The 16397-nt window shown below is 71.1% G+C and carries 15 protein-coding genes; 5 read left to right on the forward strand and 10 right to left on the reverse strand.

Annotated features, from left to right (window positions below; genetic code table 11):
• Nucleotides 1–11: 11 nt before the first annotated feature.
• The 3 genes from AB0K03_RS27905 to AB0K03_RS27915 all read right to left on the reverse strand — a co-directional run bounded on the left by AB0K03_RS27905 (nt 12) and on the right by AB0K03_RS27915 (nt 4625).
• On the reverse strand, nt 12–2066 hold the full coding sequence (locus AB0K03_RS27905) for an EAL domain-containing protein (protein ID WP_364690394.1): 2055 nt from the start codon (nt 2064–2066) through the stop codon (nt 12–14).
• A 211-nt stretch (nt 2067–2277) separates the two neighbouring features.
• Nucleotides 2278–3204: an NAD-dependent epimerase/dehydratase family protein gene (locus AB0K03_RS27910; RefSeq protein WP_364690397.1), complete on the reverse strand. Its 927-nt coding sequence runs from the start codon at nt 3202–3204 to the stop codon at nt 2278–2280.
• On the reverse strand, nt 3201–4625 hold the full coding sequence (locus AB0K03_RS27915; protein WP_364690400.1) for a hypothetical protein: 1425 nt from the start codon (nt 4623–4625) through the stop codon (nt 3201–3203). Before AB0K03_RS27915 ends, AB0K03_RS27910 begins: the two co-directional genes overlap by 4 nt.
• Nucleotides 4626–4720: 95 nt before the next feature.
• Here AB0K03_RS27915 and AB0K03_RS27920 point away from each other — a divergent pair, with 95 nt between their 5' ends.
• Entirely contained in the window at nt 4721–5005 is a 285-nt protein-coding gene (locus tag AB0K03_RS27920; RefSeq protein ID WP_364690402.1) for a hypothetical protein, read from the forward strand.
• A gap of 247 nt (nt 5006–5252) precedes the next feature.
• Here the strand turns inward: AB0K03_RS27920 and ligA are convergent, their stop codons facing one another.
• Nucleotides 5253–7400: an NAD-dependent DNA ligase LigA gene (ligA, locus tag AB0K03_RS27925; RefSeq protein ID WP_364690704.1), complete on the reverse strand. Its 2148-nt coding sequence runs from the start codon at nt 7398–7400 to the stop codon at nt 5253–5255.
• Nucleotides 7401–7987: 587 nt separating this feature from the next.
• Here ligA and AB0K03_RS27930 point away from each other — a divergent pair.
• Nucleotides 7988–8458: a type II toxin-antitoxin system PemK/MazF family toxin gene (locus AB0K03_RS27930; protein WP_364690405.1), complete on the forward strand. Its 471-nt coding sequence runs from the start codon at nt 7988–7990 to the stop codon at nt 8456–8458.
• A gap of 135 nt (nt 8459–8593) precedes the next feature.
• On the opposite strand, the gene AB0K03_RS27935 is transcribed toward AB0K03_RS27930, so the two are convergent.
• The 6 genes from AB0K03_RS27935 to AB0K03_RS27960 form a co-directional block, all read right to left on the reverse strand.
• On the reverse strand, nt 8594–8947 hold the full coding sequence (locus AB0K03_RS27935) for a VOC family protein (protein WP_364690408.1): 354 nt from the start codon (nt 8945–8947) through the stop codon (nt 8594–8596).
• 292 nt (nt 8948–9239) lie between these two features.
• Nucleotides 9240–10238: a methionine synthase gene (locus AB0K03_RS27940; RefSeq protein ID WP_364690411.1), complete on the reverse strand. Its 999-nt coding sequence runs from the start codon at nt 10236–10238 to the stop codon at nt 9240–9242.
• A complete protein-coding gene (gene mnmA / locus AB0K03_RS27945; RefSeq protein ID WP_364690414.1) occupies nt 10231–11349 on the reverse strand; it encodes a tRNA 2-thiouridine(34) synthase MnmA in 1119 nt (372 codons plus the stop codon). The genes AB0K03_RS27940 and mnmA overlap by 8 nt, the downstream gene beginning before the upstream one ends.
• Before the next feature lie 194 nt (nt 11350–11543).
• Complete coding sequence (locus AB0K03_RS27950) at nt 11544–12725, reverse strand: cysteine desulfurase family protein (RefSeq protein WP_364690417.1); 1182 nt, start codon at nt 12723–12725, stop codon at nt 11544–11546.
• 306 nt (nt 12726–13031) lie between these two features.
• Nucleotides 13032–13991 carry an electron transfer flavoprotein subunit alpha/FixB family protein gene (locus AB0K03_RS27955; RefSeq protein ID WP_364690420.1) on the reverse strand — a complete coding sequence of 320 codons (960 nt, stop codon included), beginning with the start codon at nt 13989–13991 and terminating at the stop codon, nt 13032–13034.
• A gap of 12 nt (nt 13992–14003) precedes the next feature.
• Entirely contained in the window at nt 14004–14783 is a 780-nt protein-coding gene (locus AB0K03_RS27960; RefSeq protein WP_364690423.1) for an electron transfer flavoprotein subunit beta/FixA family protein, read from the reverse strand.
• A gap of 260 nt (nt 14784–15043) precedes the next feature.
• Here AB0K03_RS27960 and AB0K03_RS27965 point away from each other — a divergent pair, with 260 nt between their 5' ends.
• The 3 genes from AB0K03_RS27965 to AB0K03_RS27975 all read left to right on the forward strand — a co-directional run bounded on the left by AB0K03_RS27965 (nt 15044) and on the right by AB0K03_RS27975 (nt 16264).
• Nucleotides 15044–15385, forward strand: a complete 342-nt coding sequence (locus AB0K03_RS27965) for a DUF202 domain-containing protein (RefSeq protein WP_364690707.1) — start codon at nt 15044–15046, stop codon at nt 15383–15385.
• Nucleotides 15386–15557: 172 nt separating this feature from the next.
• The gene (locus AB0K03_RS27970; protein WP_364690426.1) at nt 15558–15881 is read left to right on the forward strand and encodes a DUF202 domain-containing protein; all 324 of its coding nucleotides are present in this window, start codon (nt 15558–15560) and stop codon (nt 15879–15881) included.
• A 38-nt stretch (nt 15882–15919) separates the two neighbouring features.
• Complete coding sequence (locus AB0K03_RS27975; protein ID WP_364690429.1) at nt 15920–16264, forward strand: PLD nuclease N-terminal domain-containing protein; 345 nt, start codon at nt 15920–15922, stop codon at nt 16262–16264.
• Nucleotides 16265–16397 lie beyond the last annotated feature (133 nt).

Genomic DNA, 16397 nt, shown 5'->3' on the forward strand with positions numbered 1-16397 from the left:
ACCAGCCCTGATCAGGTGGCCGCGAGGGCGCCCGGCTCCCGTCCCGGGCGCAGCGGGCGGTAGCGCGCCAGCCATCCGGCGAAGTCGGCCGCCGGCATCGGCCGCGCGTGGAACCACCCCTGAGCAGCGTGGCAGCCGTCCGCCCCGAGCAGCTTCCACGTCCGCTCGTCCTCCACTCCCTCGGCCACGACCCGCAGCCCGAGGGAGTCGGCGAGCGCGATGACCGACCGTACGATCGCCGCGTCGCCCCGGTCGGCCGCCATCCCGAGCACGAACGATCGGTCGATCTTGACCTCGGCGAGCGGAAGCCGCCGCAGGTGCTGCAGCGACGAATAGCCGGTCCCGAAGTCGTCGAGGGAGATCGCCACGCCCATCCGGTCCAGCCGGGTGATCGTGTCCAGCACCCGGTGCGGGTCGGCCATCAGTGCGCTCTCGGTGATCTCCAGCTGGAGCTGTCCGGCCGGGACGGCGTACCGGAGAAGCAGATTGTGGATCTCCTCCACGATGCCGGTCGCGTGCAGGTCGCGCACGCTGACGTTGACGGACGCCCGGACGGTCCGGCCGTCGCGCCGCCAGACGGCCAGCTGTGAGATCACCTCGGCCAGGACCCGGCTGGTCAGCAGGCGCATGACGGGCGTCTGCTCGACGACGCGCAGCAGCTCCTCGGGCCCGACCATGCCGCGGCCGGGATGCCGCCACCGCAGCAGGGCTTCCACACCGACGACCTCGCCGGTCGCGATGGCGATCTGCGGCTGGTAGTAGAGCATCAGCCCTTCGGCGGGCTCCTGCTGCAGCGATCGGCGCAGGTCGGCGAGCAGCGTCAGATCGGGCGTGTGGTGGTCGGCGTCGCGCGCGTAGACGGCGACCTGGGCTCCGCGCTGCTTCGCGTCGTACATGGCGGCCTCGGCCTGCCGCAGCAGCGCCGCGCCGTCGGTCCCGCGCTCGGATTGCAGGGCGATCCCGATCGACGCGCTCACGTCGATGGGCAGCCCGTCGACCGCGAAGGGCGCCCCCAGCGCGTCGGCCAGGTGGGTGGCGATCCGCCGGGCCGCGGCCGGCCCGTCGACCCGGGTGGCCAGCACGGCGAACTCGTCACCCCCGAGCCGGACGACAAGATCATGCGGGGGTACGGCGGCAGCCAGGCGCTGGGCCACCTGGATGAGCAGCCGGTCACCGTGGGCGTGCCCGAGCGCGTCATTGACCGTACGGAACCGGTCGAGATCCAGTAGCAGCAGCGCGAGCCGCCGCTCGGGCCGATGCGACCCCCGCCCCGCGCCCCGCTCGGCGACCGACGTCTGCAACGCCCGCCGGTTCGGCAACCCGGTCAGCGAATCGACCCGGGCGGCGCGGTCGTACTCCCCTGCCGACCGAACCATCCGATGCACGGCGTGCAAGGCAAGCAACACCAGGGGTACGAGCGCGAGCCCTACCTGCGCCGCGGCGAGCACAATGGGCCCGAGCAGCAGCAGCGAGGCGGTGGCGAACCATTCCAGTCCCCACCGCTCGGGCCGCTTCGGCTTCCGGCCGCCGGCCAGCAACCGGGAAGTCACGGCATCCAGCCCGTACCGCCCGCAGATCCACGCGACGGCGGCCGCGATCATGAGCAGCGCCTCGTCCCAGTCCGGCTCCCGTCCGATCCGCAGCCCGGCCAGTCCGGCCACGAGAGCGGCCGAGGCCAGCGCGAAAGCATGCTGTGCGGCAAGGTGCAGCGCCCGCTTCGCGGACTGCCCCATCCGCACCCCCGCGACGGCCATCGCGGCGAGCTGTACGGCCAGCGCCGGCACGAACCCCCAGGCGAGCACGATGCCGAACGTGAAGCAGATCGACGGCAGGATCACGGAACTGGCCCGCCGGTTGGCGACCACATAGGGCCGTCCGTCGACCGCGAGGGCCAGGACAGCCATCACCCAGAAAGCCGTCGGCAACTCGGCGAACCGCCCGGGAAAGAGGGCCCACAGCACGGCATCCACGGCCACGGCGCCCCCGACGGCAGCGAACGCCCCGCGCCGCGCAACAACGGATTGCCGCCCACCCGGCATGGAGCTGCGCTGCTGTGCGGCACCCATGCGACCTCCAGGAAGGCATTGACCGGCCGAGTCCTCCTCACCATAGATCCACATAGAAAAAACTACGCGAAACAGACTCGGTGTTATCAAATTGCCATAAGTCGGAGAACCTGGATCAGTGGAAAGTTCACCCGTTGGGGCGCGATGAAGGCTCCGAGCCGCTTCGGCGCTGACGCGCCCACCAAGCCGGGCCACCCGACGGTCTGAGAGTTCAAACAGTGCGGTAGGTCAGTGGTTCACCGCGCCGCAGCGCGGCCACCATGTCGGCCGCCGCCCGGCTGATAGCGTCCGCCGGTGTGACGTGCGGCTTCCAGCCGAGAGTGGTCAGCGACCCCGGATCCATTGCGTACGCCCGATCGTGCACCAGCCGGTCGCGTACGTGACTGATGACGGCCGGCACCCCGACGGCAGCTGCGACCAGTTCCACCACCTCGAGGATCGTCAGCGCCGCGCCGGACGTGCAGTGGTGCACCCCAACCGGTACGTCACCGGCGATAGCGGATCGCAACACCTCGCACAGATCCTCGACGGCCAGGTACTCCCGAGCCTGCGTACCGTCTCCGAAAACCGGCACCGGCTCCCCAGCGGCCAGGGCCGTCACGGCGGTGGGGATGAGTTTGCGAGCGCGCTGGCGACCGCCGACCAGATTGCACGACCGGATCACGATCAGGTCGAGCCCGTACGTATCGGCGTAGCAGCGCAGCATCATCTCGGCCGCTGCCTTGGAGGCCGCGTACGGCTGGGTCGGCCGGTACGGCGCATCCGGCGCCAAGGGACGGTCGGAGACGCCGAGCACCTCGTCGGACGACAGGTAAACCACCCGGGTATCGGGCCGCTGCCGCCACCACTCGGCCACTTCCAGCGCGATGGAACCGTTGGCGGTGAAGGCCAGCCGTGGATCGGCCAGCGCCTGGTCCACGTCCGTCTGGCCGGCCAGCACGAGCAGGACGTCAGCCTCCCCCTCCGGGAGCGCGGTGTCGCGTCGCACAGTCGCGTCCAGGCCGGCCACCACCTCTGCGACGTCCGCGTCGAGCGGTGCGGGATCGACCAGGGTCAGGGCCGAGACGCCCAAGTCCCCGCCCGTCAGGAGCGTCGAGCCGACGAAGCCGGCCGCCCCGTGGATCACCAATCGGGTCATGCGTCACCTTCCGTGATGGCGGCGAGCATGTCGCCGTGTCGCCGCCGCACCTCGCCCAGCCCGTAGCGCGGGTGCGAAAGCAACCACGGCTCGTCCAGCAACGTGTCGACGGCCATCGTGTAGCGGCGCCACGGCCGGCTCGCGCGGACCGCGACGACGCGAGCCAGGGACAGGTCACCCAACGCGGGCCAGTCGGACAGTGCGTCGTGGACGGCCTCCATGACGGCGGCCCGGACCCGGGCGGAGTCGAAGGCTTCCGGGTCCTCGCCGGTCTGAAAGAAGTTGGGGTGGTGGACCAGGGAGCGGTGGGCGGAGTCGACCGGTTTGGTCAACGCGACGCCCAGACGGACGGCCAGATTCGAGTTGTAGATCAGGTCGAACAGCCACTTCAAGGCCACCATGTACGGCTTGTCGAAGTCGTAGACGCCGTCGCGGACCTTGGTCCTGGGCCGGACGATGTGCCGGCGGTACAACTCGGAGCGCGTCAGCGGAACCTCGTCGCCTTCCGCGGTGTGCGCCTTGGGCAGCAGTTTCACCTGCTCACCGAATGCGCGCTCGTCCTCGGCGCGAACTTCGGCGTCAGCGAGCAGCCGTCGCAGGTTGAGGCCGGTGGCGCGGCGGATCGCCGTTCCGAAACTCTCCTCCAGGTCCTCGACCGCGAGGGCGTTGCTGTTCTCGTCGGTCCACGAGAACCGGACGCAGGTCACGGTCACCTCGCGCAGGATCTCGTTCCACACGTGCGCCGCCTGCCGCGCTGCGGGTTCTTCGGCGAACTCGCCCTCAACCGGGCTGGACTCCGTCAACAGGAACGGAACGATCGCGCGGTCCCGCAGCAGGACGGCAAGCGCTCCCCGCTCGGCCGGGTCGGTGCTGAACGCCTCGGCGAACACCGGGTTGCGGATGAGGTAACTGCGATTCACCACCACGCGGCGTGCAGTCAGCAGCGCGCGGACGAACTCCTGCCGCAGCAGCGGACCACGCAGAGCGGCCAACTCGGTGAGGGCGCGGCCGTCATCCGCCATCTGCCGGAGCATTGCGCGAGGAACCCATTGATCGTCCGCTGCGTGCGGAAGCACGCAGTTGGCACCGAGTTCCATCGGCGTGATCCGGTTGATGACGAGCGGCGGCTCGGACTCCTGCTTGTGCTCGTGCTCGTGCTCGTGGTCATCGACGGCTCTGAGCCACAGGCGCTTGACGTGTGCGACGTCGCCTCCGAGAGCCACAACCACGGGCTCGAGCGAATCCCACCGGGTCATGGCACCGGACAGCACGGCCGCGATCGTGGTGTGGCTTATCCGATTGCCGGTCTGCACCTTGATCTTGCGGGAGCTGGGCCGCCCGGCCCCGTCGTGCAGGCGCTTGAGCTCCCTACGCAGCTCGCCGAGGGGGCCGGGCACGTCGGTCATGGTGAACGTCAGCATGCTGGCCGCGTGCGGATCTGTAAAGAGAGGGAAGGTCCGGTCAGGAGCCGTAAAGGTACCTTTCCGCGGGTCGAGAAGGCGGATTCGATGGATGCATGACGGTTGCGATCATCCTCACCGGCGTCCTCACCGGACTGACGCTCCTCGTGCCTGCGGCGGTCTACCTCTGGTCGGCCGACGCGCCTCGCCGGCGGCGGGCGTGGCGCCTCCTCATTCTGTTCCGGCTCACTCTGCTCCGGGATCGGCCGGGCCGCGGTTATGCGGTTCGCGCCGGGAAGCTCGGTACCGCCCAGATGCTTGACGCTGACCGGGTACGGCGGGGCCTCGACCGTGGGGTACAGGGTCGTGAAAAGAAGCGTGCAGCCCGCCGTGACGCGTGACCGTGCTCGCGTCACGGCACCGGCTTCGGCGCCCGCCCCGGCCGGCACGCTCCGACCCAGCACCGGCACGGCGGCCGATGTCCGGGAGCCTGCCCCAGCAGCACTCCCCTCGGCGGGCGGGGTGAATGCCAGGGCACGGCTCTGCGCTCTCAGCGCGAACTCAGCGCACCGATGTCCCTCGCGTGACTTGCCATCTCGTCCCTTCGCTCATCAGCGGCGCCTTCGAGCTCTCCCAGCTCGGACGGCACTACTTGGGCGGCGTTTCCACGATCTCAGCCACAGCACGGGCCGCGTCGGGGCCGTCGGTCAGCAGGACCCCGAAGCCGTCCTCGTCCAGCACCGGAACCTTGAGCTGCAACGCCTTGTCGTACTTGCTGCCCGGGTTGTCGCCCACGACCACGAAGGCCGTCTTCTTGGACACCGAGCCGCTCACCTTGCCCCCGCGGGAGGTGACCGCCTCCGTTGCCGCGTCGCGGGAGTAGGAGGCCAGGGTTCCCGTCACCACGACCGTGAGCCCTTCGAGCGGCCGGGGACCCTCGTCAGTGCGCTCGTCCTCCATCTGGACGCCGGCGGTGCGCCACTTGGTGACGATGTCGCGGTGCCAGTCGACGGCGAACCATTCGCGCAGGCTTTCGGCGATCGTCGGCCCGACGCCCTCCACGGCGGACAGCTCCTCGACGCGGGCCTCGGCCACCGCGGTCTCCAGGGCCTCCATGGATCCGAAGTGTCGTGCCAGCGCCTGCGCCGCGGTGGGGCCGACGTGCCGGATCGAGAGCGCGACGAGGACTCGCCACAGCGGCCGGTGCTTGGCCTCTTCGAGGTTCTCCAGGAGCTTGACCGCGTTGCTGCCGAGGCTGCCGTCCTTGTTGACGAAGAACGGGGATCGTTGCAGATCGTCGGCGGTGACGGCGAACAGGTCGCCCTCGTCGGCGATGATCTGCGACTCCAGCAGCGCTTGCGCCGCCTTGTAGCCGAGCACCTCGATGTCGAACGCCCCGCGGCCCGCCAGGTGGAACACCCGCTCGCGCAGCTGCGCCGGGCAGGACCGGGTGTTCGGGCAGCGGATGTCGACGTCGCTTTCCTTGGCGGGCGCGAGCTTCGTGCCGCACGCCGGACATTCGGTCGGCATCACGAACGCGTGCGCGTCGTCCGGGCGCAGATCCATGACCGGGCCGAGCACCTCGGGGATGACGTCACCGGCCTTGCGCAACACGACGGTGTCACCGATCCACACGCCCTTGCGCTCGACCTCCCGGGCGTTGTGCAACGTCGCGAGCGCGACTGTCGAGCCTGCTACGCGTACGGGCTCCAGCACCGCGAACGGCGTGACCCGGCCGGTGCGCCCCACGTTCACGTCGATGTCGAGCAGCTTGGTGGTGACCTCCTCCGGCGGATACTTGAAGGCGATCGCCCAGCGCGGAGCCCGGCTGGTGGAGCCGAGGCGGCCCTGGATCGCCACCGCGTTGACTTTGACGACCACCCCGTCGATCTCGTGCTCGACGTCGTGCCGGTGCTCGGCGTAGTACGCGATGTAGTCCCGGACGCCGCTCATGTCGGCGACCAGCTTCCACCGCTCGCTCGTGGGCAGCCCCCACGACTTCAACGCCTCGTACGCATGCGCCTGCGAGTCGGGCGTGAAGCCCTTGCGGGCACCGATGCCGTGCACCACCATCCGGAGTCCTCGGGAGGCCGTGATGCGGGGGTCCTTCTGCCGCAGGCTGCCCGCCGCCGCGTTGCGCGGGTTGGCGAAGGGAGCCTTGCCCTGCTCGACGAGGGAGGCGTTGAGGTCGGCGAACGCGGACGCCGGGAAGTAGATCTCCCCGCGAACCTCGAGCAGGTCGGGCGGATCCTCATCGGCGAGCCGCTCCGGGATCTCCCGGATGGTGCGCACGTTCGACGTGACGTCCTCCCCCGTACGCCCGTCGCCCCGCGTCGCACCACGGACCAGCTTGCCCTTCTCGTACGTCAGGTTGATCGCCAGACCGTCCACCTTGAGCTCGCAGATGAACTCGACCGGCCCACCGGCGTCCCGCTCGGTGCGCTCGGCCCACGCGGCGAGCTCGGCGTCGTCGAAGACGTTGTCGAGCGACATCATGCGCTCGGCATGCTCCACCGGCGTGAACTGCGTGGAGAACGTGCCGCCGACGTTCTGAGTGGGCGAATCCGGCGTACGCAGGGCCGGGAACTGCTCCTCCAGCTCCTGCAACTCCCGCAGCAGCTTGTCGAACTCGGCGTCGGACACGGTCGGCGAGTCGAGAACGTAGTAGCGATACTGATGCCCGCGAACCTCGTCACTCAGCTCCGCATGACGGGCGCTGGCCTCAGGCGTCGGCTCGGCGCCGGCGGCCGCGATCTGCTCGGCGGTCGGTTGCCCGGCGGCGACCTCCTCGGCCACGGCGACGTCGGCGGGCGACTCGGCATGAACGGACTGCTTCTCGGGCACCGTGACCTCCGTGTTCGGCTTTCTCCAGGCACGTTAGTCGGCCCCTCTGACAAAACCGCCGACCTGTGGGCCGCCTCGTCTTACGAAGTCGTCACAAGACCGGACCCGGGTACGGGCGACGGTCCGGAGGGAGCTCAGCGGGTACGTCCAGCGAGGCCCGCGACGCAGGCGCGAGGCGAGCGGGGCGACGCGGGCCCGAGGCGCGAGACGTGCGGCCAACCAGCGCAGGGCGCACGGCGCGGGGCGCGGGGCCCGGGGCGCGGGCACAGGGACGCGGGCACAGGGACGCGGGCACGGGGACGCGGGCACGGGGACGCGGGCACGGGGACGCGGGCACGGGGGCGCGGGCACGGGGACGCGGGCGCGGGGCAAGGGCGCGGGCGCAAGGCGACGCGGACGCACCGCGTGGGACACGGGGCGCGGGGCACACGGCGCAAGATGCAAGGCCGGGAGCAAAGCAAGAAGCGCGAGGCGACGCACGAGACGCCCGCCAGGGCTTACCGGTCGCGTAGCCGGCCCTCCCCGGGTACGGTCTGCCGATGGCGGACTGGCGGTTGTGGCTGGTGGGAGGCCTGGCCGCGGTCGCCACGGCTGCGCTGCTGCGACATCGGCTACGCCGGAGCCGCCCTTTCGCGGGCGACATTTGGTGGGCCACGGTTCCGTACGCCCGTGGCCGGGGCGCGAAGTTGCGTCCTTGCCTGGTGCTGCTGAACCACCGCCGCGGCGTCGTGGTCCTGAAGATCACTAGCCAGGACAAGAGCCATCGCCGGGATCATGTGCTCATCCCGACGCGACGGTGGGACCCGTACGCGGAGCGCGACTCGTACCTGAATCTTGGTGAGCCGATTCTGGTGCGGCCCTCGGCGTTCCAGCGTCGCGCCGGCACGGCCGGCCGGCCGGTTCGCCGGATCGTCGCAGCACGCCGCGGGTTGAGCCGGCGTGACCTGCTGCGTCTGGTCCAACGGCAGGCGGATCGCCTCGACGCCGGCCGCCCGACCCGAACCCACTGACCAGCCGCCCGACCGGAATCCGGCAGCGACTGAAATCGAGCAACAGGCACCAAGCTCGCACGACTGGGCCGGACCCCTACAGAATCACCGCCTGGCCCGACGGCGCGCCGAGCAACGGCCCGGCCAAGGTGGTCGCTACCAGACCAGGCAGAACGGGTGGCCGACCGGGTCCTCGTACACCCGGAAGGTCTCGCCGCCGCCGTCCAGTCGCTTCGCGCCCGCGGCGAGCACGCGTTGCTCCGCTTTCTCGATGTCGTCCACGCGCACGTCGAGGTGGAACTGCTGGGGACGGTCATGGTCGGGCCAGCGCGGCGGGAGCAGGTCGGGGGCCTTCTGGAAGGCGAGGCTCGGGGCGTCGGAGTCGGTGCGGATGGTGACCCAACCGTCCTCGTCGTGGACGACGTGCATGCCGAGCAGTTCGGTGTAGAACCGGGCCAGGGCACGGGGATCGGGGCAGTCGATGACGACGGTGTCGAGACGTCCAATCATGTCTGCATGATGCCCGCCGGGTCCGACAGAAAAGGCGGGAACGCCAACAGTTCCGCCCGCCTGACGACCGGGCAGAGCCCACTGCCGTCCGGCGAAGAAGGCCCGGTCCGAAGACAGGGAAAGACCAAGCCGAATCAGAACCCAGCCGGAAGAGGCGAAAAGGCCGGCAGCGAACGAAGGGCCGGCAACGGCGAAAGGCCGGAAGCGCGAAAGGCCGGAAGGAGCGGAAGGTTGGGAGACGCCGAGGCCGAGAAGAATCAAGGCCAGGCCGGTCCGAGCTGGGGAACAGCCATCACGCCTCGGACAGACGCCGCCCCGCGTCACGGCACGCTTTGAGTACAGCTCGCACGTACCCCGGGCTCGCTCCGGCCAGTCCGCATGCCGGCGTGACCACGACCTGCTCGGGTAGCCGGTCAGCCCGGAATCCGAGCTTGCGCCACAGATCCCGTACCCGGTCTGCGGTTTCCGCCGACGTCGGTGCGCGGCCCGCTGACGCGGGCCGGGTCGGCACCGCGCCCGCGAAGAGGCCGAGGCCGGCCTCGAGGGCCTCTCCCAGCGGGTCCAGATCCTTGAGGAGCGCAAGGTCGAGTGCGACGGCCGCGGCCTGTGCATCGCGGATGACCTGCAGGGGTACGGCGGGAGCGCAGCTGTGCACGATCACCGGTACGCCGGCCGCCTCGACGACGGTTCGCAGGCCGGTCGCGGCGTCGGGGGCGTCGACGGCCTTGTACGCGCTCAGCCCGCTCTCGGTGGGCACCTGTCCGGCGAGCACCGCCGGCAGGGAGGGCTCGTCGAGCTGCAGCAGCACGGTGGCGCCGGGCAGCCGCTTCCGGACGTCGGCGACGTGCCGGCGCAGGCCCTCGGCCAGCGAGTCCGTGAGGTCGCGCACGGCGCCGCGGTCGCGCAGCATGCGGCCGCCGATGGGCAGGTCCAGGCTCGCGGCGAGCGTCCACGGGCCGGCGGATTGGATCTTGAACGCCCCCGAGTAGCGGTCGCCCTGCTCGGTCATCTGGTCGAGGTCGCGTTCGAGCAGGTCGGCGGTGCGGCGCAGGTCCTTGCCGGGGCGGGGTGCCATCTGCCAGCGTCCGGCGTAGAGCTGGACGGGCAGTTCGACGAGGAAGCCGGCGCTGCGTCCGATCATGTCGGCCCCCGGCCCGCGGGCGGGGAGCTCGGGAAGATGCGGCAGCTCGGGGAGCTCGCCAAAGACGAGCCGTTGCGCTTCGGCGACGTCCGTGCCCGGGAGCGAGCCGATGCCGGTCGCGGCTCCGCTGGGCCAGGGGAAGTCAGCCATTGCTCGGTGCCCCGTTCCCGGACGTCGCGACCGGGTGCGTCTTCTCCCCGGTCACGATGGTGGCCGAGCCGAGCACGATGTCCCCGTCCGGGTCGGGCCGGTACGCGACGATGGCCTGCCCCGCGGCGACGCCGCGCGCCGGGCTGCGCAGCCGGGCCGTCAGCCGCCCGTCCTCGACAGCGACGACCGCCGGCACGACCTCGCCGTGCGCACGCAGCTGCACGTCGCACTCGACCGGGGTCCGCTCACCGTGCCAGATGGGGCGCTCCGCCGTCACCGTGTCGACCGCGAGGTCCTCGCGAGGCCCGACCGTGACGGTGTTGGTCTTCGGGGTGATGGAGAGCACGTACCGCGGGCGGCCGTCGGGGGCCGGCACGCGCAGATCCAAGCCCTTGCGCTGGCCCACCGTGTATCCGTATGCGCCGGCATGCTGCCCGAGCACCGCGCCCGTCCGGCCGTCGACGATGTCTCCGGGAGCCTCGCCGAGCCGGTTCGCGAGGAACCCGCGGGTGTCGCCGTCGGCGATGAAGCAGATGTCGTGGGAGTCCGGCTTGTCGGCGACGGCGAGACCGCGTGCGGCAGCCTCCTCGCGGACCTGGGTCTTGGTTGAGTCACCGAGCGGGAACACGGCCCGGTCGAGCTGCTCGCGGGTGAGCACGGCCAGCACGTACGACTGGTCTTTGGCGATGTCCACGCTGCGCCGGAGCTGGCCGTCCGCGCCGAGCCGCGCGTGGTGTCCGGTGACCACGGCGTCGAAGCCGAGCGCGACCGCCCGGTCGAGCACCGCCGCGAACTTGATCTTCTCGTTGCAGCGCAGGCACGGGTTCGGGGTGCGGCCCGCCGCATACTCGGCGACGAAGTCGTCGACGACGCTCTCGTGGAACTGGTCCGCCATGTCCCACACGTAGAACGGGATGCCGATGACATCGGCGGCTCGCCGAGCATCGCGCGAGTCTTCCAGCGTGCAGCATCCTCGCGCACCCGTCCGGTACGTCTGAGGGTTCCGCGCCAGCGCCAGATGGACCCCGGTCACGTCATGGCCGGCATCCCGGGCGCGCGCGGCAGCGACGGCGGAGTCGACACCGCCGGACATAGCTGCAAGCACTCGCACGCCGGCAAGCCTATCCGCCGGTCCCGACAGAAACCCACCGGCGGGCGCGGCTCGCGGACGTGCGCTGGGCCACGTCGAAAAACCGAGTTGATCAAGAACCGTCCGGGCGGCCCGCCGCGATAAGCCAAGCACAGGACGAACCACGAGGAGGGAGCCGCCGGATGATCATCTTCTGGCTTCTGCGCAGCGGCATCTCAGGACTGACGCGGCGTCTTCCAGGCCGTCGCCCTGCGGGCCCGCTCCACCGCGCCCGGCAACGCGGCCAGCAACTCGTCGACGTCCTGCGCTGTCGAGCTGTGCCCGAGCGTGAACCGCAGCGAGGACCGCGCCCGGTCGTCGTCAGCGCCCATCGCGAGCAGCACGTGGGACGGCTGGGCGACCCCGGCCGAGCAGGCCGAGCCCGTCGAGCAGGCGATGCCCTGCGCGTCGAGGAGCAGGAGAAGCGCGTCTCCCTCGCATCCCGGGAAGGAGAAGTGCGCGTTGCCCGGCAGCCGGTCGACGGGATCACCGTTGAAGACGGCGTCGGGAATCGCGGCCCGCACCCGGTGCACCAGGTCGTCACGGAGGGCAGCGACCCGTGCGGCGTGCTCCTGCTGAGTCTTGACCGCCGCTTCCACCGCGACGGCGAATGCCACCACACCGGGGGTGTCGAGCGTGCCGGAGCGTACGTCGCGCTCCTGGCCCCCGCCGTGCAGCAGGGGCGTGGCGGCGACATCCCGGCCGAGCAGAAGCGCACCCACGCCGACCGGCCCGCCGACCTTGTGCCCGCTCAGCGTCATCGCCGCGGCGCCGCTGGCGGCGAAGTCCACGGGAACCTGCCCCACGGCCTGCACCGCGTCGGTGTGGAACGGGATGCCGGCCTGCACCGCGAGCGCGGCAAGCGCGGAGATCGGCTGCAACGTGCCGACCTCGTTGTTGGCCCACTGCACGCTGATCACGGCGATCTCGTCACCGTGCGCCCGAAGGGTGTCCGTCAGCACCGCGGGATCGACACGTCCGGCCTCGTCGACGGGCAACCATTCGATGACGGCGCCCTCGTGCGACCCGAGCCACTCGACGGCGTCCATGACCGCATGGTGCTCGACCGCCGACGCCACGACGCGGCGGCGCCGGGCGTCGACGCCGCGGCGCGCCCAGAAGATGCCCTTGGTGGCCAGGTTGTCGCTCTCGGTCCCGCCGCTGGTGAACACCACCTCGGACGGTCGCGCACCGAGCACCGCGGCGATCCGCTCGCGGGACTCCTCGACCAGCCGTCGAGCGCTCCGACCGGCAGCATGCAGGGACGACGGATTGCCGATCTCCCGGGCGGCCGCGACATAAGCGTCGAGCGCCTCGGCGAGCATCGGCGCGGTCGCCGCGTGATCCAGGTAGGCCATCGTCATGAAGCTTATGCCGTGCGCCGCCAACGGATACGTCGCGTCCGTCACCGTGGGGAACGCCGATCGATATCCGGGTCCCGAGCAGCAAGAGCATCATGGCTCGGGTTCGTCGTGGTCCGAGACGTCGCTCCCGCCAGGGACCGGGCCCGGCCGGCCAGTCGCCGGGCGGCTCCTGAACGTCCGGCCGCACCCTGCCATGTGCGTCAGTGGCCGAGCTCACCCCGGAGACCCACGGAAACGGCCCGGCGACCGAAGCCGCCGGGCCGTGCACCCATCACTCGGGCCGTCGCCGGCCCGCCGTTCTCACTTGCGCTTGCGGATCTCGTCGGTGGCCTGCGGCACGATCTTGAACAGGTCGCCCACCACGCCGTAGTCCGCCAGCTCGAAGATCGGCGCCTCGGGGTCCTTGTTGACCGCCACGATCGTCTTCGACGTCTGCATGCCGGCCCGGTGCTGGATGGCGCCCGAGATGCCCAGGGCGACATACAGCTGGGGGGAGACCGTCTTACCGGTCTGGCCGACCTGGAACTGGTGCGGGTAGTAGCCCGAGTCGACCGCCGCGCGGGAGGCGCCCACCGCGCCACCGAGCAGGTCGGCCATCTCCTCGACCAGCTTGAAGTTGTCCGCGTTGCCGACGCCACGGCCGCCGGAGACGACGATCGACGCCTCGGTCAGTTCCGGACGGGAGCCCTTGGTCTCGGCGACCCGCTCGACGACCTTGGCCAGCTTGTCCGCGTCCGTCGCCGTGACCGTCAGCTGCTCCACGGCCGGGGTGGCCGCGGCCGGCGCCGGGGTCACCGAGTTGGGGCGGATCGTCACGATCGGCAGGCCGCGAGTGACCTTCGACTTGACGATCGTGGAGCCGGCGAAGACGACCTGGGTGGCCGTACCGTCCGCGGCGACCTCGACCGCGTCGGTGAGCAGGCCGTTGTCCAGCTTGACCGCGAGGCGGCCGGCGATCTCCTTGCCCTCCTGCGTCGCGGCGAGCAGCACCGCGGCCGGCTGGACGCGCTTGATCAGCTCGGCGACCACGGTGGCCTTGGGCGCCACGAGGTAGCCGTCGATCTCCTCGCCCTCGCCCGCGTAGATCTTCTCCGCGCCGTACTCGCCGAGCTTGGCGGCGAACTGCTCCGCCGCGCCGGCGCCGCCGAGGACCACCGCGGCGGGCGAACCCAGCCCGCGGGCGATCGTCAGCATCTCGAGCGTGACCTTCTTGACGCCGGCAGCCTGGGAGGCCTCGACGACGACCAGAACCTCAGCCATGGTGGACCCCTCTCAGACGAACTTCTCGGTGGCGAGGAACTCGACCAGCTGCACGCCGCCGTTGCCCTCGTCGGTGACCTTGGTGCCGGCGCTGCGCGGCGGGCGCTTGGCGAACTCGACCACCGTCGAGGTGGCGCCCGCGAAGCCGACCTCGTCCGGGCTGACGCCCAGGTCCGCGAGGGAGAGACTCTGCACCGGCTTCTTCTTGGCCGCCATGATCCCCTTGAAGGAGGGGTACCGCGGCTCGTTGATGGTGTCCCAGACGCTCACCACGGCGGGGGTGGCGGCGGTGACGACCTCGTAGCCCTCGTCGGTCTGACGCTCGGCGGTCAGCTGGGCGCCGTCGACGGTGAGCTTGCGGGCGCCGGTGAGCGCGGCGATGCCCAGGCGCTCGGCCAGCATGTGCGGCATGACCTGCACGCGGCCGTCGGTCGACTCGGCGCCGCAGAGGATCAGGTCGGGGCTGAGCGTGCCCAGCGCGGCGGCCAGGACCTTGGAGGTCGCGACGGCGCACGAGCCGTGCAGCGCGTCGTCGGACACGTGGACCGCCTTGTCCGGCCCCATGGAGAGCGCCTTGCGAATCGACTCGGTCGCGCCGGCCGGTCCCATCGTCAGGACGGTCACCTCACCGCCGTGCGCTTCCTTGATCTTGAGCGCTTCCTCGATGGCGTACTCGTCCATCTCGTTGATGACGTTGCTCGCCGAGCCGCGCTCGACGGTCTTGTCGCCCGCACTCAGAGTGCGCTCGGCACCGGAGTCGGGCACCTGCTTGACCAGTACGACAATGTTCATCGCGCTTCGACGACCCTCCTGTTTATGGACGCACGCCTGCAGCCGGTTTCGCGTTTCCTACGGGGATGTTACCCGCCGGTAGCTTTCGGGTGCCCACTACCGGCGGTGACACAGCTCACCCGTAGCCGCGCCTCCGCCTCCAGACCATCCTCCCCCACCGCACGTCTGGACGGCGGCTCCGGGCCGTCAGCCGAATGTTCACCCCGGCGATCAATAATCGAAGCGTGCTCGACCAGTGGTTCAACCCGCAGAAGACCCCGATGGCCGGCGAGAAGCCGGATTACCGGTTCTCACTGGCGAACGAACGCACCTTCCTCGCCTGGATCCGTACGGCGCTGGCGTTGCTCGCGGGCGGTTTGGCGTGCGCCCAGTTCCTCCCGCCCCTGCCCATCGAGCACCTGCGCGAGATCATCTCCGTGGCGCTCCTGCTGCTCGGCGGCGTCGTCGCGGTACGGGCGGTCGACCACTGGGCGCGCACGGAACGAGCCATGCGCCTCGGCACCGACCTGCCGAAGTCCCGCTTCCCGGCGGTCCTGGCCCTCATCGTGGCGGCCGGCGCGCTCCTGCTGGTGGTGGCGGTCATCATCAAGGCAGCGCAATGATCCCCCTCGGATGCCATCGGGGCGCAGCAGTGCCGGGTCGGCGACCATCGTGCCGCCGAGCCGGGCCGGCCCCGCGATGAACGCCGGATCCGCGCCGGGCGGCGGGGAGGCGGCTCGACCGGATCCTCGTGGTCACAGCGGGCCGGCAGAGCGAGCCGGCAGCAGCCGGGTGGTGGCGGACGGTACGGCGGCGCAGCCTCGGGACCCCGGTGCCGCCGCTGAGCGGACCCGGCTTGCGTGGCGGCGTACCGGGTTGTCGTCGGCTGCCGTCGCTCTGCTCGCCGCACGGCCTGCCTTCGCACCGGGAGCCGGCGTCGGGGCCGTCCTCGTTGCCGCGCTCGCGATGGCGGCCTGGGCCGCGTCCGTGGCTCTCGCCTACCGGCGGTCGCGGGGCCTGCGCGCGTGGCCGCCGGTGCCCGGGCGGCTCACCATCGGCGGCTTCGCCGTGATCACCGCGGGGTTCGCGGTCCTCGGGACGGTGCTTGTCATGCTCTGATCGTCGCCGTTCCCGGTGCGGCGCGTCATCATTGCCTCATGGTCCGGACGTTTGTGTTCCTGGCTGCCGTGCAGCTGGTGCTCCTCGTGCTCGCGCTGATCGGGTCGCTGTCGGCCGATCGGGTACGCAACATGCCGCGCGCCCTGTGGGTCCTCGTGATCCTCTTCATCCCCCTGGCCGGCCCGCTCGCGTACTTCCTCTGGGGCCGCCCGCTGCCACCCCCGCGCGAGGGCGGCCCGGTCCGCCGCCGCCCGGGGCCGCGCCCGATCTCCCCGGACGACGACCCGGACTTCCTCCGCTCGATGAACACCGAGCAATCCCGGCGCGACCGCGAGCTGCTGGCGCAATGGGAACGCGATCTAGAGAAGAACGACGACAACTAGACCGGTCCGGGCGGGGTGACAGCTCCGCCGGACGAGCAACGCCGACAGGGCCACCGGACGAGCGAGCCGGGCCCGGCCAGAGGCGCGAACAAGCCCGGACCGGGCAAGCCCGACACCGCAGACCCGACTGGGC

This window comes from Actinoplanes sp. NPDC049316, assembly GCF_040677315.1.
Taxonomy (GTDB): Bacteria; Actinomycetota; Actinomycetes; order Mycobacteriales; family Micromonosporaceae; genus Actinoplanes.

Bases quoted from the DNA above. Each gene is read 5' to 3' on its own strand.
- AB0K03_RS27905 (WP_364690394.1), bottom strand. From the start codon at position 2,066: ATGGGTGCCGCACAGCAGCGCAGCTCCATGCCGGGTGGGCGGCAATCC.
- AB0K03_RS27910 (WP_364690397.1), bottom strand. From the start codon at position 3,204: ATGACCCGATTGGTGATCCACGGGGCGGCCGGCTTCGTCGGCTCGACG.
- AB0K03_RS27915 (WP_364690400.1), bottom strand. From the start codon at position 4,625: ATGCTGACGTTCACCATGACCGACGTGCCCGGCCCCCTCGGCGAGCTG.
- AB0K03_RS27920 (WP_364690402.1), top strand. From the start codon at position 4,721: ATGACGGTTGCGATCATCCTCACCGGCGTCCTCACCGGACTGACGCTC.
- AB0K03_RS27930 (WP_364690405.1), top strand. From the start codon at position 7,988: ATGGCGGACTGGCGGTTGTGGCTGGTGGGAGGCCTGGCCGCGGTCGCC.
- AB0K03_RS27935 (WP_364690408.1), bottom strand. From the start codon at position 8,947: ATGATTGGACGTCTCGACACCGTCGTCATCGACTGCCCCGATCCCCGT.
- AB0K03_RS27940 (WP_364690411.1), bottom strand. From the start codon at position 10,238: ATGGCTGACTTCCCCTGGCCCAGCGGAGCCGCGACCGGCATCGGCTCG.
- AB0K03_RS27950 (WP_364690417.1), bottom strand. From the start codon at position 12,725: ATGGCCTACCTGGATCACGCGGCGACCGCGCCGATGCTCGCCGAGGCG.
- AB0K03_RS27955 (WP_364690420.1), bottom strand. From the start codon at position 13,991: ATGGCTGAGGTTCTGGTCGTCGTCGAGGCCTCCCAGGCTGCCGGCGTC.
- AB0K03_RS27960 (WP_364690423.1), bottom strand. From the start codon at position 14,783: ATGAACATTGTCGTACTGGTCAAGCAGGTGCCCGACTCCGGTGCCGAG.
- AB0K03_RS27965 (WP_364690707.1), top strand. From the start codon at position 15,044: ATGGCCGGCGAGAAGCCGGATTACCGGTTCTCACTGGCGAACGAACGC.
- AB0K03_RS27975 (WP_364690429.1), top strand. From the start codon at position 15,920: ATGGTCCGGACGTTTGTGTTCCTGGCTGCCGTGCAGCTGGTGCTCCTC.